Annotated in this window: 19 protein-coding genes; 9 read left to right on the top strand and 10 right to left on the bottom strand. The window is 69.3% G+C overall.

Annotated features, from left to right (window positions below; genetic code table 11):
- Window positions 1-371: 371 nt before the first annotated feature.
- On the bottom strand, window positions 372-1,415 hold the full coding sequence (locus AB4078_RS09025) for an LLM class flavin-dependent oxidoreductase (protein ID WP_441976834.1): 1,044 nt from the start codon (window positions 1,413-1,415) through the stop codon (window positions 372-374).
- A 225-nt stretch (window positions 1,416-1,640) separates the two neighbouring features.
- Here AB4078_RS09025 and AB4078_RS09020 point away from each other — a divergent pair, with 225 nt between their 5' ends.
- Window positions 1,641-2,288: a phosphoribosyltransferase gene (locus AB4078_RS09020; protein WP_441976833.1), complete on the top strand. Its 648-nt coding sequence runs from the start codon at window positions 1,641-1,643 to the stop codon at window positions 2,286-2,288.
- 67 nt (window positions 2,289-2,355) lie between these two features.
- A complete protein-coding gene (locus tag AB4078_RS09015; protein WP_441976832.1) occupies window positions 2,356-4,095 on the top strand; it encodes a cation:proton antiporter in 1,740 nt (579 codons plus the stop codon).
- 71 nt (window positions 4,096-4,166) lie between these two features.
- Here the strand turns inward: AB4078_RS09015 and AB4078_RS09010 are convergent, their stop codons facing one another.
- Together AB4078_RS09010 and AB4078_RS09005 are read right to left on the bottom strand one after the other, a co-directional pair.
- Complete coding sequence (locus AB4078_RS09010; protein ID WP_440734161.1) at window positions 4,167-4,382, bottom strand: DUF2795 domain-containing protein; 216 nt, start codon at window positions 4,380-4,382, stop codon at window positions 4,167-4,169.
- Window positions 4,383-4,410: 28 nt separating this feature from the next.
- Window positions 4,411-4,833, bottom strand: a complete 423-nt coding sequence (locus AB4078_RS09005; protein WP_440734160.1) for an Hsp20/alpha crystallin family protein — start codon at window positions 4,831-4,833, stop codon at window positions 4,411-4,413.
- 117 nt (window positions 4,834-4,950) lie between these two features.
- Here AB4078_RS09005 and AB4078_RS09000 point away from each other — a divergent pair, with 117 nt between their 5' ends.
- On the top strand, window positions 4,951-5,292 hold the full coding sequence (locus AB4078_RS09000) for a MerR family transcriptional regulator (RefSeq protein ID WP_441976831.1): 342 nt from the start codon (window positions 4,951-4,953) through the stop codon (window positions 5,290-5,292).
- Between the two features lie 120 nt (window positions 5,293-5,412).
- On the opposite strand, the gene AB4078_RS08995 is transcribed toward AB4078_RS09000, so the two are convergent.
- The 4 genes from AB4078_RS08995 to AB4078_RS08980 all read right to left on the bottom strand — a co-directional run bounded on the left by AB4078_RS08995 (window position 5,413) and on the right by AB4078_RS08980 (window position 9,415).
- Complete coding sequence (locus AB4078_RS08995; protein WP_441976830.1) at window positions 5,413-6,849, bottom strand: dicarboxylate/amino acid:cation symporter; 1,437 nt, start codon at window positions 6,847-6,849, stop codon at window positions 5,413-5,415.
- A gap of 347 nt (window positions 6,850-7,196) precedes the next feature.
- Window positions 7,197-7,817 (bottom strand): VOC family protein, encoded by a 621-nt coding sequence (locus AB4078_RS08990; protein ID WP_441976829.1) that lies wholly within the window; start codon window positions 7,815-7,817, stop codon window positions 7,197-7,199.
- A 108-nt stretch (window positions 7,818-7,925) separates the two neighbouring features.
- Window positions 7,926-8,123, bottom strand: a complete 198-nt coding sequence (locus AB4078_RS08985) for a hypothetical protein (protein WP_441976828.1) — start codon at window positions 8,121-8,123, stop codon at window positions 7,926-7,928.
- A 35-nt stretch (window positions 8,124-8,158) separates the two neighbouring features.
- Entirely contained in the window at window positions 8,159-9,415 is a 1,257-nt protein-coding gene (locus AB4078_RS08980) for an LCP family protein (RefSeq protein ID WP_441976827.1), read from the bottom strand.
- A 179-nt stretch (window positions 9,416-9,594) separates the two neighbouring features.
- Between AB4078_RS08980 and AB4078_RS08975 the strand changes: the two genes are divergently transcribed.
- Window positions 9,595-9,999: a YbjQ family protein gene (locus AB4078_RS08975; protein ID WP_441976826.1), complete on the top strand. Its 405-nt coding sequence runs from the start codon at window positions 9,595-9,597 to the stop codon at window positions 9,997-9,999.
- Window positions 10,000-10,102: 103 nt separating this feature from the next.
- On the opposite strand, the gene AB4078_RS08970 is transcribed toward AB4078_RS08975, so the two are convergent.
- Entirely contained in the window at window positions 10,103-10,342 is a 240-nt protein-coding gene (locus AB4078_RS08970; protein ID WP_441976825.1) for a helix-turn-helix domain-containing protein, read from the bottom strand.
- Window positions 10,339-10,980: a hypothetical protein gene (locus AB4078_RS08965; RefSeq protein ID WP_441976824.1), complete on the bottom strand. Its 642-nt coding sequence runs from the start codon at window positions 10,978-10,980 to the stop codon at window positions 10,339-10,341. The genes AB4078_RS08970 and AB4078_RS08965 overlap by 4 nt, the downstream gene beginning before the upstream one ends.
- Window positions 10,981-11,160: 180 nt before the next feature.
- On the opposite strand from AB4078_RS08965, the gene AB4078_RS08960 reads away from it, so the two are divergent.
- Together AB4078_RS08960 and AB4078_RS08955 are read left to right on the top strand one after the other, a co-directional pair.
- Window positions 11,161-12,342, top strand: a complete 1,182-nt coding sequence (locus AB4078_RS08960; RefSeq protein WP_441976823.1) for a low temperature requirement protein A — start codon at window positions 11,161-11,163, stop codon at window positions 12,340-12,342.
- 223 nt (window positions 12,343-12,565) lie between these two features.
- A complete protein-coding gene (locus AB4078_RS08955) occupies window positions 12,566-15,094 on the top strand; it encodes an ATP-dependent Clp protease ATP-binding subunit (protein WP_441976822.1) in 2,529 nt (842 codons plus the stop codon).
- 87 nt (window positions 15,095-15,181) lie between these two features.
- Here the strand turns inward: AB4078_RS08955 and AB4078_RS08950 are convergent, their stop codons facing one another.
- On the bottom strand, window positions 15,182-15,439 hold the full coding sequence (locus tag AB4078_RS08950; protein ID WP_440734141.1) for a hypothetical protein: 258 nt from the start codon (window positions 15,437-15,439) through the stop codon (window positions 15,182-15,184).
- A gap of 291 nt (window positions 15,440-15,730) precedes the next feature.
- Between AB4078_RS08950 and AB4078_RS08945 the strand changes: the two genes are divergently transcribed.
- The 3 genes from AB4078_RS08945 to AB4078_RS08935 all read left to right on the top strand — a co-directional run bounded on the left by AB4078_RS08945 (window position 15,731) and on the right by AB4078_RS08935 (window position 17,558).
- Window positions 15,731-16,234 (top strand): amino-acid N-acetyltransferase, encoded by a 504-nt coding sequence (locus AB4078_RS08945; RefSeq protein ID WP_441976821.1) that lies wholly within the window; start codon window positions 15,731-15,733, stop codon window positions 16,232-16,234.
- Window positions 16,235-16,243: 9 nt separating this feature from the next.
- Window positions 16,244-16,918 (top strand): hypothetical protein, encoded by a 675-nt coding sequence (locus AB4078_RS08940; protein WP_441976820.1) that lies wholly within the window; start codon window positions 16,244-16,246, stop codon window positions 16,916-16,918.
- 229 nt (window positions 16,919-17,147) lie between these two features.
- Window positions 17,148-17,558 carry a dehydrogenase gene (locus tag AB4078_RS08935; RefSeq protein ID WP_441976819.1) on the top strand — a complete coding sequence of 137 codons (411 nt, stop codon included), beginning with the start codon at window positions 17,148-17,150 and terminating at the stop codon, window positions 17,556-17,558.
- Window positions 17,559-17,574 lie beyond the last annotated feature (16 nt).

The raw sequence follows: 17,574 nt of genomic DNA, 5'->3' as shown, positions 1-17,574 counted from the left end.
CCGAGCCCGAGGCGCAGACCTGAGCCCGAGGCGCAGACCTGAGCCCGAGGCGTAGGGATCCGGCGAGATCCGTCCGTCGCGTGGATGAATCCGCGCGACCCTCTTTCCGCTCACTGGTCGCAGATTGCGGTCTAGAGCGGGATTTGACCGCACTTCGCGACCAGTGAGCGGGGGCAGGCCGTACTTCTTCTGTTCAGGTCGAACTTCTTCCGTTCACGTCGCACTGCCCCGGCTCAGGTCGCACTTTCTGCGGTAACGGACCGGGTTCTGGAGCAGTTTCTGCGACCTGAAGGGGAGTGGACGGCACGACGAAAGGATCCAGATCCGGATCGGGCGGCAGAGCCAGACGAGAGAGAAGACGGAGCGTCGCCTCAGCCCGCGAGCAGCTCCAGAGTCTGCGCCCGGCCGGGCGTGCGGTCGGGGTCCTCGGCGGCGAAGGATCCGGCGACGGGGGAGACCATGATCTCCTCGACGCCGTGCTTCGCGGCGAATGCCTCGAGCTCTGCCCGCACGGTCGCGCCGTCGCCGACGAACCAGTTCGCGAGCGCGGCGGCGTGGATCTGCTCCTCCTGCGGATCGGGATTCGCGGCGAGGGCCGCGCGTGCCTGCTCCACGGTCTCGAGCGCGGTGAGCGGGCGGTTCAGGCGCAGCCGCGCCATCATGCGCAGCTGCGGGATCGCCCGGTCCGATGCCTCCTCGGCGGTGGGCGCCGCCACGACGTTCGCGGTGAGGAAGGTGCGCGGTGCGGGGTGCGCCTCCGAGGGGCGGAAGCCCTCGCGGTAGAGCGAGAGGGCGCGGTCCAGCCCCTGACCGGAGAAGTGGTTGGCGAACACGTACGGCAGGCCGAGCGAGGCGGCCAGCTGGGCGGAGTAATCGCTCGACCCCAGCAACCACACCTCAGGGGCGCCGGTGGCCGCCGGCGTGGAGCGCACCGCGTACTCCCCGCCCGAGGTGAACTGCACGGTGGCGCCGTCGGGCTGCAGCATGAGGGCGATGTCCTGCACGTGCTCGGGGAAGCGCTCGACGTCGCCGGCGGTGCCCGAGGCGCGCAGCAGCTGGGTGATGACGGGGTCGCTGCCGGGGGCACGGCCGATACCGAGGTCGATGCGGCCGGGGGCGATCGCCTCGAGCGCGGCGAACTGCTCCGCGACGATGAGCGGCGCGTGGTTCGGCAGCATGACGCCGCCGGATCCGACCCGGATGCGCTGCGTGCGCGCGGCGGCGGCGGCGATCAGCACGGGCGGAGCGGTGGAGGCGACGGCCGGCATGTTGTGGTGCTCGGCGAACCAGTACCGCCCATAGCCGAGGTCGTCGGCGCGCGCGGCGAGGGCGAGCGACGCCGACACCGCCTGGGCGCTGGTCTGCCCGGTGCGCACCGGGACGAGGTCGAGGACGGAGAGCGCGAGAGAAGACATCGCTTCGGACAACGCGAGCGGATCCCCGTGCATTCCGGATCCGGTGGGGTCGTTGAGCGAGGACGCGCGAAGCGCGACAAAGACGAAACGCCGCACTATCGCGAAGCCGCGATGCAAGAGCACGGCGTTTCGTCCCACTCCGGCTTCGCCGGTGTTCGCTCAACGACCCCCCCGGGGCGTGCCGCCTGGCTTGACCGCGCACCCGCACCGGCGTAGGCCGGAGGCATGCACGGGTTCGCGGATCGCGCCGAGGCCGGCCGGCGGCTCGGCGCGCTGCTGGCGGTCGATGCTGCCCGGGATCCGGTCGTGCTCGGCCTGCCTCGCGGCGGGGTTCCGGTGGCGGCCGAGGTGGCTCGGACGCTCGGGGCTCCGCTCGACGTGCTCGTGGTGCGCAAGGTCGGGGTGCCGTGGCAGCCCGAGCTCGCGATGGGTGCGGTCGGCGAGGAAGGCGCCGCGGTCCGCAATGCCGACGTGGTGCGCGCAGCCGGAGTGGACGAGCAGACCCTGCGCGCAGCGGAGCGCCGGGAACGCGCCGAGGTGGAGCGCCGGGCGGCGCTGTTCCGCAGCGGGCGTGCGCCCGAGCCGCTCGCCGGGCGCACCGCGCTCATCGTCGATGACGGCATTGCCACGGGCGCGACCGTGCGCGCCGCATGCGCGATCGCACGAGCCAGGGGCGCCGCGAGGGTCGTGGTGGCAGTGCCGGTCGCTCCGCCGGAGGTGCTCGCGGACCTGCGGGCCGGGCCGGATCCGGATGCCGACGAGGTGGTCTGCCTCGAGGCGCCCGCCGGCTTCATGGCGGTCGGCATGCACTACGTCGACTTCCGGCAGACGCCCGACGAGGAGGTCATCCGCCTGCTCGCCGCCGCACGGTGAAGACCCGGTTCCGCCCCGACAGCCACGCGACAGAGGCGCGACAGCGGCGCACCGCTACCCTGGCGGCATGGACGCCGAGATCTTCTATGTGCTGGTCGGATCCGTCATCGTCGCGGCGGTCGCGCGCTGGCGCGGCTGGCCTGCTCCGCTGCTCGTCACGGTGGTGGCGCTCGCCGTGTCCTTCATCCCGGCGGTGCCCAACCTCCGCATCGATGGGCACGTGCTGCTCACGCTCGTGCTGCCGCCGCTGCTGTACTCGGCGTCGCTCGACGTGTCGTTCGTGAGCTTCCGCCGCAGCATGCCGCAGATCCGCCGGCTCGGCATCGGCCTGGTCGTCGTCACGACCGCCGCCGTCGGGCTCGTGGCGTGGCTGCTGATGCCGTCGCTGACCCTGCCGGGCGCCCTGCTGCTCGGTGCGATCGTGGCGCCGCCCGACGCGGTCTCGGCCGCGGCGATCGGCCGCAAGCTGGGTCTGCCGCGGCGGGTGATGACGGTGCTGTCAGGGGAGAGCCTCATCAACGACGCCACCTCGCTGACGCTGTACCGGGTGTTCGCCGCGATCGTCGCCGGCGCGACACTCACGGTCTGGGACGGCATCTGGCAGTTCGCCGTCGCGGTCGTCGTCGGCGTCGCGCTCGGCGTCGTCGCCGGTCTCGGCATGCATCAGTTGCGGATGCGCATCTCGGATCCGGTGGTCATCGGCACGTTCGGACTGCTCGCGCCGTTCGGCGTGTACGCGATCACGGAGCACCTGGGCGGATCCGGTGTCCTCGGCGTCGTCGCGATGGGCCTGGTGGTCGGCTTCAACGCGCCCCGCACGAGCTACGCGACGCGCATGCAGGAGGCGCCGATCTGGCTGTCGGCCGACTTCCTGCTGGAATCCTTCGTGTTCGCGTACATCGGGCTGCAGCTGCCGCCCGTGATCGGCGAGCTCGGCGCGACGCATGTCAGAGGCGTGCTCTGGCTCGCGGCGGCGGTGTTCGTGGTGGTGCTGCTGGTGCGGCCGCTGTTCGTGTATCCGGCGTCGGCGTGGGGCGCGTTCTGGTCGCGGCTGCGGCTGCGCCAGTTCGAGAAGAGCCTGGCGTCGGGACAGTTCCAGAAACGGGTCGACGCCGTCGCCGAGAAGCAGCGGCGGCGGGGCTGGACCGGTCGCAACCCGAGCGAGGACGAGCTGCGCGAGCGCTTCCGGGAGTCGCAGCTGAGCTGGCGCGACAACGCCGTGATCTCGTGGGCGGGGATGCGCGGCGTGGTCACCCTGGCGACCGCGCTCGCCGCGGCGGACCTCGCCGGGCTCGACACGGCGGCGGCGCACGCGATCGTGGTCGTCGCGTTCCTGGTGACGGTGGGCACGTTGCTGCTGCAGGGGCTGACCCTGCCGCTGCTGATCGGGGCGCTCGGCGTCGCCGACGTCACCGATGAAGAGGAGGAGGACCGCCGTCAGCTCGCGCAGGTGCGCTCCCGCACGAGGGAGGTGGGCAAGGTCTTCCTCGATGAGAAGCGCGCGGCGTGGGAGCAGAAGCACGGTGCGGCGTCGCTGGGCTGGTTCGACCGCTTCGCGCAGCGGTTCACCCGCGTGGAGCGGGACACCGAGAAGGGCCAGCGCGACGAGGATGCCATGCCGCGTCCGAGCCGCGACGAACTCATCGGTCTGTCGAAGGGCTGGCTGCAGGTGCGTCGCGACGTGCTCATCTCCGAGCGCGATGCCGGCACGCTGAACGAAGAGGTCATGCGCGAGCTCATCACGGCCATGGACGCGGAGGAGCTCGCGCTGGACACCCGGATGGCGACGGCTCCCGTCGAACGCTGACGCCGGATCCTGACGCGAACGAGGGAGGCCACGGGATCGACCGATCCAGGGGCCTCCCTTCTCGCAGCCGGTCAGGCCATGGCGGCGACCCGCTCGAACGGGGTTCCCGAGCGGGTCAGCGACAGGCGGACGTGCCAGCGCGAGCTGTAACTGCGGTCCGGCAGCTGATCCAGCAGGTCGCGGTCCGCGATGCCGAGGCCGTCGTGCACGGCCTCGCGCCGCAGGTCGTCCTTCGACGCCGGGTACTCCATGCCGGCGAGGAACCGGTCGAGTGTCGAGGGCAGCATCATCTTCTCCTCTCGGATCCGGCCTGGCTCAGGCGTCGATCTGCTCGCGGCGCTCGGGCGAGTCCACCGCGATCCGACGCGGCTTGGCGCGCTCGCTCACCGGGATGATGATCGAGAGCACTCCGCTGTCGTAGGACGCGCTGATGCGGTCGATGTCGACGCCGTCGCCGAGGGCGAACTGGCGCAGGAACGATCCGGACTCGCGCTCGCGGGCGAACCAGCGGACGCCGTCCTGCGAGCCCATGCTCCGCTCGGCGCGGATGGAGAGCTGGCCGCCGTCCACGTCGACGTCGATCGAGCCAGGGTCGATGCCGGGCAGGTCGGCGTGCAGCACGTATCGGTCGCCGTCGCGGTAGAGGTCCACGGGCATGCGCCGAGGCGCACGCGGGGAGTCGAACACGCTTGCGGCGAAGCGATCGAGCTGGCTGAGAGGATCGAAACTGAGGGTCATGTCTTACTCCTTTCCAATGGCCCGTTCGGGCGTGGTGTCGATGCAGGATCTGCATCTCGTGGTGTAGATTCTTTATAGATAAAAGTCAGGAAAGTTGCAAGTACGAGGAGTGCACGCATGGCAGGACGCGATTCGGCGACGCCGGTGTACGGCATCGCCGTGGCTGCGCAGCTGGCGGACATGAACGCGGCGAGTCTGCGCCTGCTGGAGCAGAAGGGCCTGCTGACCCCGGCGCGCAGCGAAGGTGGAACCCGCCGGTACAGCGACGACGACGTCGCGCGGCTGCAGCGGGTCGCGCTCCTGCGGGACGAGGGCATGAACATCGCGGGGATCGGGCGTGTGCTCGCGCTGGAGGACGAGAACGAGGGGCTTCGCGACGAGCTCGAGGCGGAGCGCGCGGAGAGCGCGGAGCTGCGTCGCCGCGAGGCTCATCGCCGTGGGAAGCCAGATCCAGCCTGAGGCCAGCCTCTCAGAGGACGGGTCGCGTGCTGAAGGTGGTCTCTCGCGAGCAGTAGCGCCGGCCGTACGCGACGAGGCCCCCGGATCCCGAAGGTTCCGAAGGCCTCGTATGCGATGAGGTCAGCGCGCGGATCCGACCGCGGCCTCGTCGGCGGCGGACTCGACCGACTCGGGCGCCTCGTCATCGACGTCCTCGGCGAACGGCAGGCCGCCCCGCGGAGCGTTGTAGAGGTCGAGGTCGAGGATGCCCTCGCGCTTGGCGACGATCGTCGGGACCAGGGCCTGGCCGGCCACGTTGACCGCAGTGCGGCCCATGTCGAGGATCGGGTCGATCGCGAGCAGCAGGCCGACGCCCTCGAGCGGCAGGCCCAGAGTCGACAGCGTGAGCGTCAGCATGACGATGGCGCCGGTGGTGCCCGCGGTCGCCGCGGATCCGACCACCGAGACGATGACGATCAGCAGGTACTGCGTGATGCTCAGGTCGATGTGGAAGAACTGGGCGACGAAGATCGCGGCGAGGGCCGGGTAGATCGCGGCGCAGCCGTCCATCTTGGTGGTGGCGCCGAGCGGCACGGCGAACGAGGCGTAGCCGCGGGGCACACCCAGGTTGCGCTCGGTCACGCGCTCGGTGAGGGGGAGCGTGCCGATCGAGCTGCGGCTCACGAACGCCAGCTGCACCGCCGGCCACACACCGGAGAAGTACTGCTTGATCGAGAGGCCGTGCGTCTTCACCAGGATCGGGTAGACGACGAACAGCACGAGCGCGAGGCCGATGTAGATGGCGCCGGTGAACCAGGCGAGTGAGGTGAGCTTGTCCCAGCCGTAGTTGATGACGGCGGATCCGATGAGGCCGAAGGTGCCGAGCGGGGCGATGCGGATGATCCACCACAGCACGCGCTGGATGACCTTGAGCAGCGACTCGGTGAAGGCGAGGAACGGCTCGGCCTTGCGGCCGGCCTTGAGCGCGGCGATTCCGACCGCCACCGCGACGACGATGACCTGCAGGATGTTGAAGCTCACGCCGGAGACGAACGTGCCCTCCGCCGGGCCGGTGGTGGTGTTCACCGCGAGGCCGAGGAAGTTCTGCGGGATCAGGCCGAGGAGGAAGTTCCACCAGGTGCCGACCGTGGGCGGGGCGCCCTTGGCCAGGTCGGTGCCGGCGTGCGCGCCGGGCTGGATGGTGATGCCGAGCACGATGCCGATCGAGACGGCGATGAACGCGGTGATCGCGAACCAGAGGATGGTCTGACCGGCCAGGCGCGCGGCGTTCTGCACGCGGCGCAGGTTGGAGATGCTCGCGACGATCGCGGTGAAGATGAGCGGGACCACGGCCGCGCGCAGCAGCGTGACGTACGAGCCGCCGATCTTGTCGAGCGTGTCGGACAGCACCGTGTGGGTGTCGTGCGTCGCGCCGAGCTGGCGGCCGATGAGGCCCGCCACGATGCCGAGCACGAGCGCGGCGATGATCTGGAAGCCGAACGAGGTCAGCAGCTTGCGGACGGGGCCGCGCGTGTCCGGTGCCTTCGGGCGCCGTGCCGCGGGGGTGGTTGTACTCATGGGGACTCCAAGTCGGTGCGCTGGGGTGCGCCGAAGCGATCGGCGCGATTCGCGCCGGGACGGTGGGCGCCGTGGCGCCGGATGTCTTCAACGCTATGAGTCCGCTGGTATTCCAAGCCCGGGTGTGACGAACGATGACGGAGCGGGCCCCGTGGGCCCCCGGGGGTCGCTCGATGGGGTCGTTGAGCGAGCGAAGCGAGACGAAACGCGGCACGCTCCTGACTCAGCTCTCCCACGGGGTCGTCGAGCGAGCGCAGCGAGGCGAAACGCCACCCCCTCCCGGGCTCACCGGGATCCGGTCCCTGAGCGTGTCGAAGGGCCGGATCCCCGGTGGCTCCTCCCGGCGATCACCCCGCGCTGACGATGCTCTCCGCAGCCATCCACGCGTAGCCGTCGGGGTCGGTGAAGGTCCCGTCCGCGACGACCGCGAGCCGGTGGGATCCGCTGCCGCTCGGGTCGATGCCGACCTGCTTCGCGAGGGAGCCGCGCTTGTAGAGGGCGAGCTTGACGGCGCCCGAGTCGAACTCGACGTAGGAGGGGAAGCTCTTCGCGACGGTCAGGCCCTGCTCCTGGTAGAAGCGCTTGCTGGCCTTGACGCTGTCGACGCCGAGCAGCAGCACGAGCCGCTCGACCTCGCCGGTGGCGGGCGCGGTGGCGGTCTTGTTCGCGCTCGCGATCTGCCACGCGGTGCCGTCAGGCGCGAGGAACGAGCCGCCGTAGCCCCACAGGCTCTTGGCGACCGGCTTGATGACTTTCGCCCCGGCGGCCAGCGCCCGCTCGACGGCTGCGTCGACATCGCCCGGCTGGACGAAGATGAGCGACGGAGCGAAGCCGCGGAACCCGGCGCTCGGCTCGGAGGTGGCGCGGACGCCGACGTGGTCCGGCAGTCCCAGGGCGTCGCGGTAGAAGGCCTCGGCCGCTTGCACGGCGTCGGAGCTGGTCTCGATGGTGATGCGCTGAATGTTCATGCTTCGAGTCTCGGATCCGGCGCCGCAGGGGCGCTTCTTGATTCCTGCTCGATGCGCGCGCTTCCACGCACACGCGATCGACTGCGTGATCAAGGGGTGCCGCGTCGGCTACGGGAACAACTGATCCAGCACCGGCCAGTCACCCGCATCCAACGCGTTCGTCGCGGCGGCTTGGGCGGCGGGCGAGACGTGTCCGGAGACGAGCTTGCGCCAGTAGGCCCGGGCGGTATCCAGATCCTGTGTGCGCACAGCGGCACCCATCTCGTACAGCGCGTCGGTGTAATCGCCGACGCTGACTCCCGGCACCTCATCGTAAGGGTGGTACGAATCGTGGCGCCGGCTCAGTTCACGCAGGGCACATTCCCCGACTGCAGCGGGGACGACGAATCCGTGTAGACCGGGTTCGGCGTCGCCGGGGCGGACGAGCCCGACGAACCGGAACCGGATCCGGACGTCGATCCCGCAGACGACGACGGTGTCGGTGACGCGGATGCCCCAGCGGTCGGCGGGTTCAGCAGGTCGTGCACCTGCGCGCGGATCGCGTCCACGTCGACGATGTTCACGCTCTGCCCGTCGACCGTGTCGAAGTGATCGATCGGCAGCGTGACGAAAGAGATGTTGCCGCCGGCCAGGCTCTGCGCCTGCTGCGCGAACGACAGCAGATCCAGCTGATCGTCGAGCGCGACATCCTTCTTCGCCACGTCGATGAGCTTCTGCAGCTTGCCGAAGTCGGTGAACGTCGACGCCTGCTTGAGCTTCACCGCCAACGACACCATGAACGCCTGCTGACGCCGGGTGCGATCCAGATCCGTCATGTCGAAGTCGCTCGAGGTCGTGTCACGGCGCTGTCGCACGAACGCCATCGACTGCGCGGCGTTCAGCTCCTGCACTCCGGCGGGGAAGTCGGCGCCCGAGAATGTGTCCGCGGTCGCGTGGTTCAGGCACACCGTGATCGGCTGCACGGCCTGCGCCACCTCGTAGAACGCGGCCATCGTCACCTCGACGAAGTGGTCGATGCGCACATCACCGAGAAACGCCGACACCGTCTTGATCGTGCTCTGACGCGCTGCCGTGCGCGACTGCTGATACGCGTCGGCCTCCGAGACGCCCTTGCTGGTGAGGGCCGTCATCGAGGCCTCCATGGCATCGCCGTACGCCTCCTTGATCTTGCCCTTGTCCACACCGCCGGGGGAGTCGGGGAAGTCCACGTAGTCGTCGCGGGGGATCGAGATCCCCACCGCCTTCCCGCCGTTTGCGGGGATGTGGATCAGCATCAGCACGTTCGTGTTGTACCCGCCCACCGATGCATCCTCCGCGTGGATCTGGTCGTAGATCGCCTGGGGGAACGGCTTGCCGTTCTCATCCACCCGGCTGTCCAGCCCCATGATCAGGATGTTCGTCTCGCCGGTGTTCTGCGCAGGTCCCGTCACGCCGGCGATCGACGAGCGATGGATCCCGTTGTTCGCGTCGGCGTAGGTGATGACGACAAAGGCAGCCGCGGCGATCAGCGCCAGCACGATCACGGCGATGATGCCCACGATCCACCGGCGTCGTCGATACGTGCGGCGCCGGGCGGCGTGCTGCGGGCTCATCGTCATCGTGCGGATCCGTTCCTGTCGGGGCAGTCGTCGCGCGGGTCTGCGGTCTGGCGGGACTTCGATCCTCCGTCGGCCACCTGTGCAGACTCCGGGAGCGCCTGTGTGGACTCTGGGAGAGGCGGGAGCCGGAACGGAGAAGACGGATGCGCCGGATCCGGTCTCCGTGCGACGATGAGCGCATGTTCATGGTGACGACGAACGACGTTCCCGGCTATCGCGTGACCCAGGTGCTCGGAGAGGTCATGGGCCTCACCGTGCGCTCCACGAACTTCGGCCAGGGCTTCACCGCCGGCTTCCGCGCCCTCGGCGGCGGCGAGATCCCCGAGTTCACGCAGCTCATGTACGAGAGCCGCTACGAGGTGATGAACCGGATGTGGGGCGAAGCCGTGCAGCGCGGCGCCAACGCCGTGATCGCGATGCGCTTCGACTCCGGCTCGCTCGGCAGCTTCAGCGAGATGTGCGCGTACGGCACCGCCGTGGTGATCGAGCCGGTCAACGGCGCCGTGCCCGCGCAGCCGGCCGCCCCGGCTCAGCCCGCCGCACCGCCTGCCCCCGCCGCGCCGCCGGCTCCGCCCGTGGCCTGACGCGATTCAGCGCAAAGGACCTTTGCAACTTTGAAGGATGGATCCGGTGAGATTCTCCTTCAGAGTTGGAAACGTCCTGCATTCCTGACGTGAAACTCCCGCCTCAGCCCCGAGGGGCGAGCACCAACAACTCACCCACCTCGCACTCCAGCGCGTCGCACACCGCGCGCAAGGTCGAGTAGCGGATCGCCCGAGCCCGGTCGTTCTTGAGCACCGACAGGTTCACGATACTCACGCCGACCGCCTCGCTCAGCTGAGTGAGGGTCATGCCGCGCGCGGCGAGCAGCTCGTCGAGGCGGCAGTGGATCCCGGTGTCCTCCTCGTCCTGCGCCGCAGGGGTCATACAAGGCCCTGCGCATCCTTCTGCAGGCGCGCGCCCAACTGGAACGCCGTCGCGATGAGTGCGAGAGCGAAGCCCCAGCCGACGGGGGCGAGATCGAGCTCGAGCAGGAACGGCCACAGCACCTTATCCACGTGCGGGTCGCCCTCGGCCAGGTTGCTGACCGCGATCGACCGGCCGAAGGCCCCTGCTGCCTGGCCGAGCACACCCGCCGCCATCACGAGGATCGCGGCGATCCCGATCGCGATCGACATCGACCGCCGGAACGGGCGCGAGCGGATCAGGGAGACCCCGAGCCACCACGCCACGGCGCAGACGCCCACCGTTGCGAGAGCGGGAAGCGCTCCCTCGAGCACGAGCAGCAAGCGCGCGAAGAAGGGGAGCCCCTCGATCGTGACGTGCACGCTCGCGTAGCTCGACTGCAGCACGGCCGGCGCCTGCCCCAGCGCCTTCACCGCCTCGCCGTCGCGCAGCGGGAACAGGACCGTCGGAGCGAGGCCGAACAGATCGACCGCGCGCAGCACGATCGCGATGACGGCGGCGATCGCGACGCTCACGGCGCCGGTCGCGATGAGTCCGAGCACGAAGCCCTCGGCCAGGCGCGGCCGCTCGTGGGCGGGTGTGGTGTCCTTCGCGTGCATGGCAGCTCCTTATCGAGAAACGTTGTTATCGATGTTCGTTAACATAACGACAGTCGATAAACGTGTCAACGCCGGATCCGTCCTCCTCGCCCGGGAGACGAAAGGTCATCTCGAGAGCCCGAGCCGCCCGTGGCCCGTGGGCCCTACGCTGTCGAGGGACCACGACCGACAGGAGCCCGCATGCCGCTCGATCCGCGACCGCGCCGCCCCCTCGCCGCGACTTCCCGCGACGGCGACCGCGTCACCGTGCTCGAACTGTTCTTCGACCTCGTCTTCGTGTTCGCCCTGCATCAGGGCGTCGGCGTGATCACGCACGGGAAGCACCCGCTGGAGAGCCTCGGCCAGGCGCTCGTGCTGCTCGCGCTGGTGTGGTGGTCGTGGTCCTCGTACGCATGGCTCGGCAATCAGGCCCGCGCCGACGTGGGCATCGTCCGGATCGCGATGATCGCCGCCATGATGCTGGTGTTCGTGGTGGGACTCGCCATCCCGGAGGCCTTCCACGACCTGCCCGGCGGCCTCGACGGGCCGCTGGTGTTCGTGATCGCCTACCTTCTCATCCGCGTGGTGCACGGCGTCGTCTACCTGACGATCGCGGGCCCCGACCGGGCCCTGCGCAAGCAGGTGGCGTTCACCCTGTCGACCGCGTTCGTGCCGGCGGCCGTGCTGCTCGTGATCGGCGCCCTGGCCGGCGACGGGGCGCGTCTTGGCTGGTGGGCGGCGGCCGTCGCCTACGACTTCCTCGTGGTGTACGTCACGGCGCGGGTGGGACGCAGCTGGCGCGTGAAGTCGGCGTCCCACTTCGCCGAACGGCACGGCCTCATCGTGCTCCTCGCGCTCGGCGAGTCGGTCGTCGCGATCGGCGCGGACGCCGCAGAGGAGCCCGTGGGCGTCGGGATCATCGCGGGCGCCGTGCTCGCCCTGGGTCTCGCGACCGCGCTGTGGTGGGCGTACTTCGTCCGCCTCGCCGACCTCGTCGAGGAGTCGGTCACGGAGCGGCCGGAGCAGGACCGCTACGTGATCGCCGTCGACGTCTACACCTACCTGCATCCTGTCCTGGTCGCCGCGATCCTGCTGGTCGCCGTCGGCGTCGAGCTCTCGATGCCCACGATCGAGGAGGGTCGCGCGATCGGGGGCTTCGCCGCCTGGATGCTCGTCCTCGGGCTCGCCGTCTTCCTGCTCACCACGGTGCTGCTGCGCGCCAGAGCTGCGCGGAGCTGGTCTCTGCCGCGGATCGCCGCGACCGTGATGCTGCTCGCACTGGGCCCTCTCGTGTCGGGGCTGTCCGCACTCGCAGCCCTCGGTCTCGTGCTCGCGATCGTCGTGGCGGCGTTGGCCACTGAGCGCCTCGCCGTCCGCGCCTGAGTCCCGCCGGATCCGCCGTTCGAGGTCGAAGGGTCCGGATCGCGGCGCCTCGACGACGGGATGCGGATCCGGATCCGCTCGCGTCACAGTCCGTCGCGGGCGTTAGCCGACGGCGAACAACGGCATACGGCCCTCGCCCGGTGGTTACTCTCGATGTATCCGGCACGAACTGTGCCATCGCCCTCACCGGGCAGCCCCCACTGGGCAACGAACAAGGAGTGACATGTTCGAGAGATTCACCGACCGAGCCCGTCGTGTGGTCGTCCTCGCCCAGGAAGAGGCGAAGATGCTCAACCACAACTACATCGGCACCGAGCACATCCTCCTCGGCCTCATCCACGAGGGCGAGGGAGCCGCCGCCAAAGCGCTGGAGTCGCTCGGCATCTCCCTCGAGTCCGTGCGCGAGCAGGTGCAGGACATCATCGGCCAGGGGCAGCAGCAGCCCACCGGCCACATCCCCTTCACGCCTCGCGCGAAGAAGGTGCTCGAGCTGAGCCTCCGTGAGGCGCTGCAGCTCGGCCACAACTACATCGGCACCGAGCACATCCTCCTCGGCCTCATCCGCGAGGGCGAGGGCGTCGCCGCTCAGGTGCTCGTCAAGCTCGGCGCCGACCTGAACAAGGTGCGCCAGCAGGTCATCCAGATGCTCTCCGGATCCCCGGGGCGCGAGCCCGCCGCTGTCTCCGGCGCCGCGCACGACAGCAGCCAGCAGCAGGCGCAGGGCGGATCGCAGGTGCTCGACCAGTTCGGTCGCAACCTCACCCAGGCCGCGCGCGATGGCAAGCTCGACCCCGTGATCGGGCGTGAGAAGGAGATCGAGCGGGTCATGCAGATCCTCTCCCGCCGCTCCAAGAACAACCCCGTGCTGATCGGCGAGCCCGGCGTCGGCAAGACCGCCGTCGTCGAGGGTCTCGCCCAGGCGATCGTGAAGGGCGATGTCCCCGAGACGCTGAAGGACAAGCAGCTCTACTCGCTCGACCTCGGATCCCTCATCGCCGGATCCCGCTACCGCGGAGACTTCGAGGAGCGCCTGAAGAAGGTCACCAAGGAGATCCGCACCCGCGGCGACATCATCGTCTTCATCGACGAGATCCACACCCTCGTGGGTGCGGGCGCCGCCGAGGGCGCGATCGACGCGGCGAGCATCCTCAAGCCGCTGCTCGCCCGCGGTGAGCTGCAGACGATCGGCGCCACGACGCTCGACGAGTACCGCAAGCACTTCGAGAAGGATGCGGCGCTCGAGCGCCGGTTCCAGCCGATCCAGGTGCAGGAGCCGAACCTGCCCCACACGATCAACATCCTCAAGGGTCTGCGCGACCGCTACGAGGCGCACCACAAGGTGCAGATCACCGACGGCGCACTCGTGGCTGCCGCGAACCTCGCCGACCGCTACGTCGCCGACCGGTTCCTGCCGGACAAGGCCATCGACCTGATCGACGAGGCCGGCGCGCGCCTGCGCCTGTCGATCCTGTCCTCTCCGCCGGAGCTGCGCGAGTTCGACGAGAAGATCGCCAAGGTCCGCGAGGAGAAGGAGCTGGCCTCCGAGGAGCAGGACTTCGAGAAGGCGGCCTCGCTGCGCGACCAGGAGAAGGAGCTGCTCGCCGAGCGGCTGCGCCTGGAGAAGCAGTGGAGGAGCGGCGACGTCGCGACCAACGCGGTCGTCGACGAAGGCCTGATCGCCGAGGTGCTGGCCCAGTCCACGGGCATCCCGGTGTTCAAGCTCACCGAGGAGGAGTCCAGCCGCCTCGTCTTCATGGAGAAGGCGCTGCACCAGCGCGTCATCGGCCAGGAGGAGGCGATCGCCGCCCTGTCCAAGACGATCCGCCGTCAGCGTGCGGGTCTGAAGGACCCGAAGCGCCCCTCGGGCTCGTTCATCTTCGCCGGCCCCACGGGCGTCGGAAAGACCGAGCTCGCCAAGGCGCTCGCCGAGTTCCTGTTCGACGACGAGGGTGCGCTGATCTCGCTCGACATGAGCGAGTTCGGCGAGAAGCACACCGTCTCGCGGCTGTTCGGTGCCCCTCCCGGGTTCGTCGGCTTCGAGGAGGGCGGCCAGCTCACCGAGAAGGTGCGCCGCAAGCCGTTCTCCGTGGTGCTGTTCGACGAGATCGAGAAGGCCCACCCGGACATCTTCAACTCGCTGCTGCAGATCCTCGAGGAGGGTCGCCTCACCGACGGCCAGGGCCGCGTCATCGACTTCAAGAACACCGTGATCATCATGACCACGAACCTCGGTTCGTCGGCGATCGCCGGTGGTCCGGTCGGCTTCCAGATCGAGGGCAACTCGCAGACGACCTACGAGCGGATGAAGGGCAAGGTGGACGAGGAGCTCAAGCGCAACTTCAAGCCCGAGTTCCTGAACCGTCTCGACGACGTCATCGTGTTCCCGCAGCTGAACAAGGACGAGCTGCGTCAGATCGTCGGCCTGTTCACGAAGCGCCTCAGCGACCGCCTGCTCGACCGCGACATGACGGTGGAGCTGACGGATGCGGCCAAGGACCAGCTCATCGAGATCGGGTTCGATCCGACGCTCGGCGCCCGCCCGCTTCGTCGTGCGATGCAGCGCGAGGTCGAGGACCAGCTGTCGGAGAAGATCCTGCACGGCGAGCTCAACCCCGGCGACCACGTGCACGTGGACGCGAAGGACGGGAAGTTCGTCTTCACGACGGGTCCGCGCGGCGAGAAGGTCTCGGTCGGTGTGAACACCGCCGGCACGATCCCTACCACGCCGGACATCGCGGCCGGCGCAGCCTGATCGGATCCGGTTCCCGCACGACGAAGGGGGACGAGCACTTCGGTGCTCGTCCCCCTTTCGCGTGTTCGAGGTGGGTGCTTCGCGCGCTCAGCGGCTCCGTGCGATAGAAGGACGGCGGCGGCTCCGGGCGGAACGGCGCGGGCGGTGCGGCGCGGCGGACGCGGGCGCACCGAAGGACTCCAGGGCGCTGCGCGCGGCGGAGAGGGACGGGTAGCTGCCGAGGCGGCGGCTGTGGCGGTCGTGCAGGACATGCGAGGCGCCGTCGACGGCCACGAATCCGGCGTACTCGCCGTCGGTGGTCGCCACGTACACGTCGTGGTCCGCCTGTTTCCAGGTGATGTTCATGGTGATGCTTCTTCGTGCTGTCCGGTGGCGCGCGGCCACCGGGAAAGTCGGATCCTGTCCGGACGCGCGAGAACGCATCGGTGCGATTCGCGACCCTGAGACTCAGGGACCGTTCGGACGGGTGGTCCCAGATTCATCTCGAGGATTGATCTCAGGACCGGATGGCGCGGCGCCGAAGAGACGTCGGCGGGCCAGGCGCGCAATCCATCAGCATAGCAGGCTCGGCGATGTCGTGCACGTCGAACCGTGCCGATGACCGCCGCAGCCGCGCCGCGCCTTTACCCTGGAGGGATGAGCGACTATCTCGTCCGGCCCGCGCGGGCCGGTGACGTCCAGGGCATCTACGCGCTGCTGGAGCCGCTCGTGGAGCGACGGATCCTGCTCGGCAAGGACATCGCGGTGCTGTACGGCGCGGTGCAGGAGTTCGTGGTCGCCGAGGCGGACGGGCGGCTCATCGGCTGCGGCGCGCTGCACGTGATGTGGGAGGACCTCGGTGAGGTGCGCACCCTGCTCGTCGAAGAGGGATGGAAGCACCACGGCGTGGGGCGGGCGATCGTGGAGCGCCTCGAGGAGCACGCGGTCGGGCTCGGCCTCAGCCGCCTGTTCTGCCTGACCTTCGAGGTGCCGTTCTTCCAGCGCCGGGGGTTCGAGCCGATCGGCGAGCAGGTCGTGGATCCCGACGTCTACACCCAGCTGCTGCGCAGCGGTGACGAGGGTGTGGCCGAGTTCCTCGACCTCGCGCATGTGAAGCCGAACACGCTCGGCAACACGCGCATGCTCAAACACCTTGTCTAACCTGGAGGCATGAGCCCTCGCCAGTCCGCCGCCGTCTATCGTCGCCGGCGGATCGTGGTCCTCGGCATCATCATCGTGCTGCTCGCGCTGCTGATCGGGCTCGTCTGGGCGCTCGTGGCCCGCACGGGTGCGGATCCGGCTCCGGTCCCCACGAGGTCGTCCACACCGTCGCCGACGGCGTCCACCCCGCCCGCGTCACCGGATCCGAGCGCGGACGCGAGCCCCGACCCGTCCGCGACGACGCCCGCCCCGACCAGCACCGCCGATGCCGGCCCGGTGCCGTGCACCGCCGCCGAGGTGCAGGTGACGGCCGTGACCGACCACGACACCTACTCCGCCGACGAGAATCCGAAGCTGTCGATCTCGCTGACCAACAGCAGCACCAAGGACTGCACGATGAACGTCGGCACCACGACGCAGGCGTTCACCATCACGAGCGGTAACGACACGTGGTGGCGTTCCACGGACTGCCAGCAGACTCCGAGTGACGCGATCCAGACCATCAAGGCCGGCGCGACCATCACCAGCTCCACCCCGGTCACGTGGGATCGCACGCGCTCCAGCGTCGACACCTGCGAGGCGACGGACCGGCAGCGCGCTCCGGGCGGCGGAGCCGCGTACCGCCTGACGGTGTCGATCGGCGGGTTCCAGAGCACGAACCCGATGCAGTTCCTGCTCAACTGAACCTGGACGGAAAGTGGGAATATGTCGCCCGCGTCCAACCTTTGGGATACCATAGAGATCAAGTCTTCGAGATCTGACGGTTGCCATCCCCAGTGGCTTCGACAATCTCAAGCGTCCCCAGCGCATCGTCGTCCGTCGTCGAGGACTTTGAGGGCCTCTTCATTCATCTGTCCCCAAGCGATGAGAGAAGAGGTCCTCCTCTTTGTGCCGGAACTTCTAAGCTGGAACGATGGCCGTGAAGAAAGCGAAGAAGAAGGCACCCGCCGCGGCGGACTTCCGCTCCGAGGCTCTCGCGCAGGCGCTCGAGAAGCAGGACATGGCCGCAGTGGCGCTCGCATTGCGCAACGGCAACACGGTCGTGCCTCTCATCCGGCCGGGCGCGAGGGACAACCCCCGGGACAGCGGCGAGGTGTGGACCTACCGGGATCCGTCCACGGGTGACGTCGCGCTGCTGCTGTTCAGCGATGCGAAGCACAAGCCTGCGAATCTCCCACCCGGCGTCGGCATCTACTCGCCGGTGTGGCTGCGCTCGTTCCTCACGACCCACCGCCACGTGATCACCACCGTGTTCCTCGACATCGCAGGCCCCCACCCCATGCAGGCGCCGCCCGAGGAACTGCTGCGCGCGCTGGAGGCGTGATCGCCCTCAGAACAGG

The sequence above is a fragment of the Microbacterium sp. 2MCAF23 genome, from assembly GCF_052115565.1.
Lineage (GTDB): Bacteria > Actinomycetota > Actinomycetes > Actinomycetales > Microbacteriaceae > Microbacterium.
The sequence above is the reverse complement of the archived record's forward strand: the minus strand, read 5'-3'. Positions and strand labels throughout refer to the sequence as shown.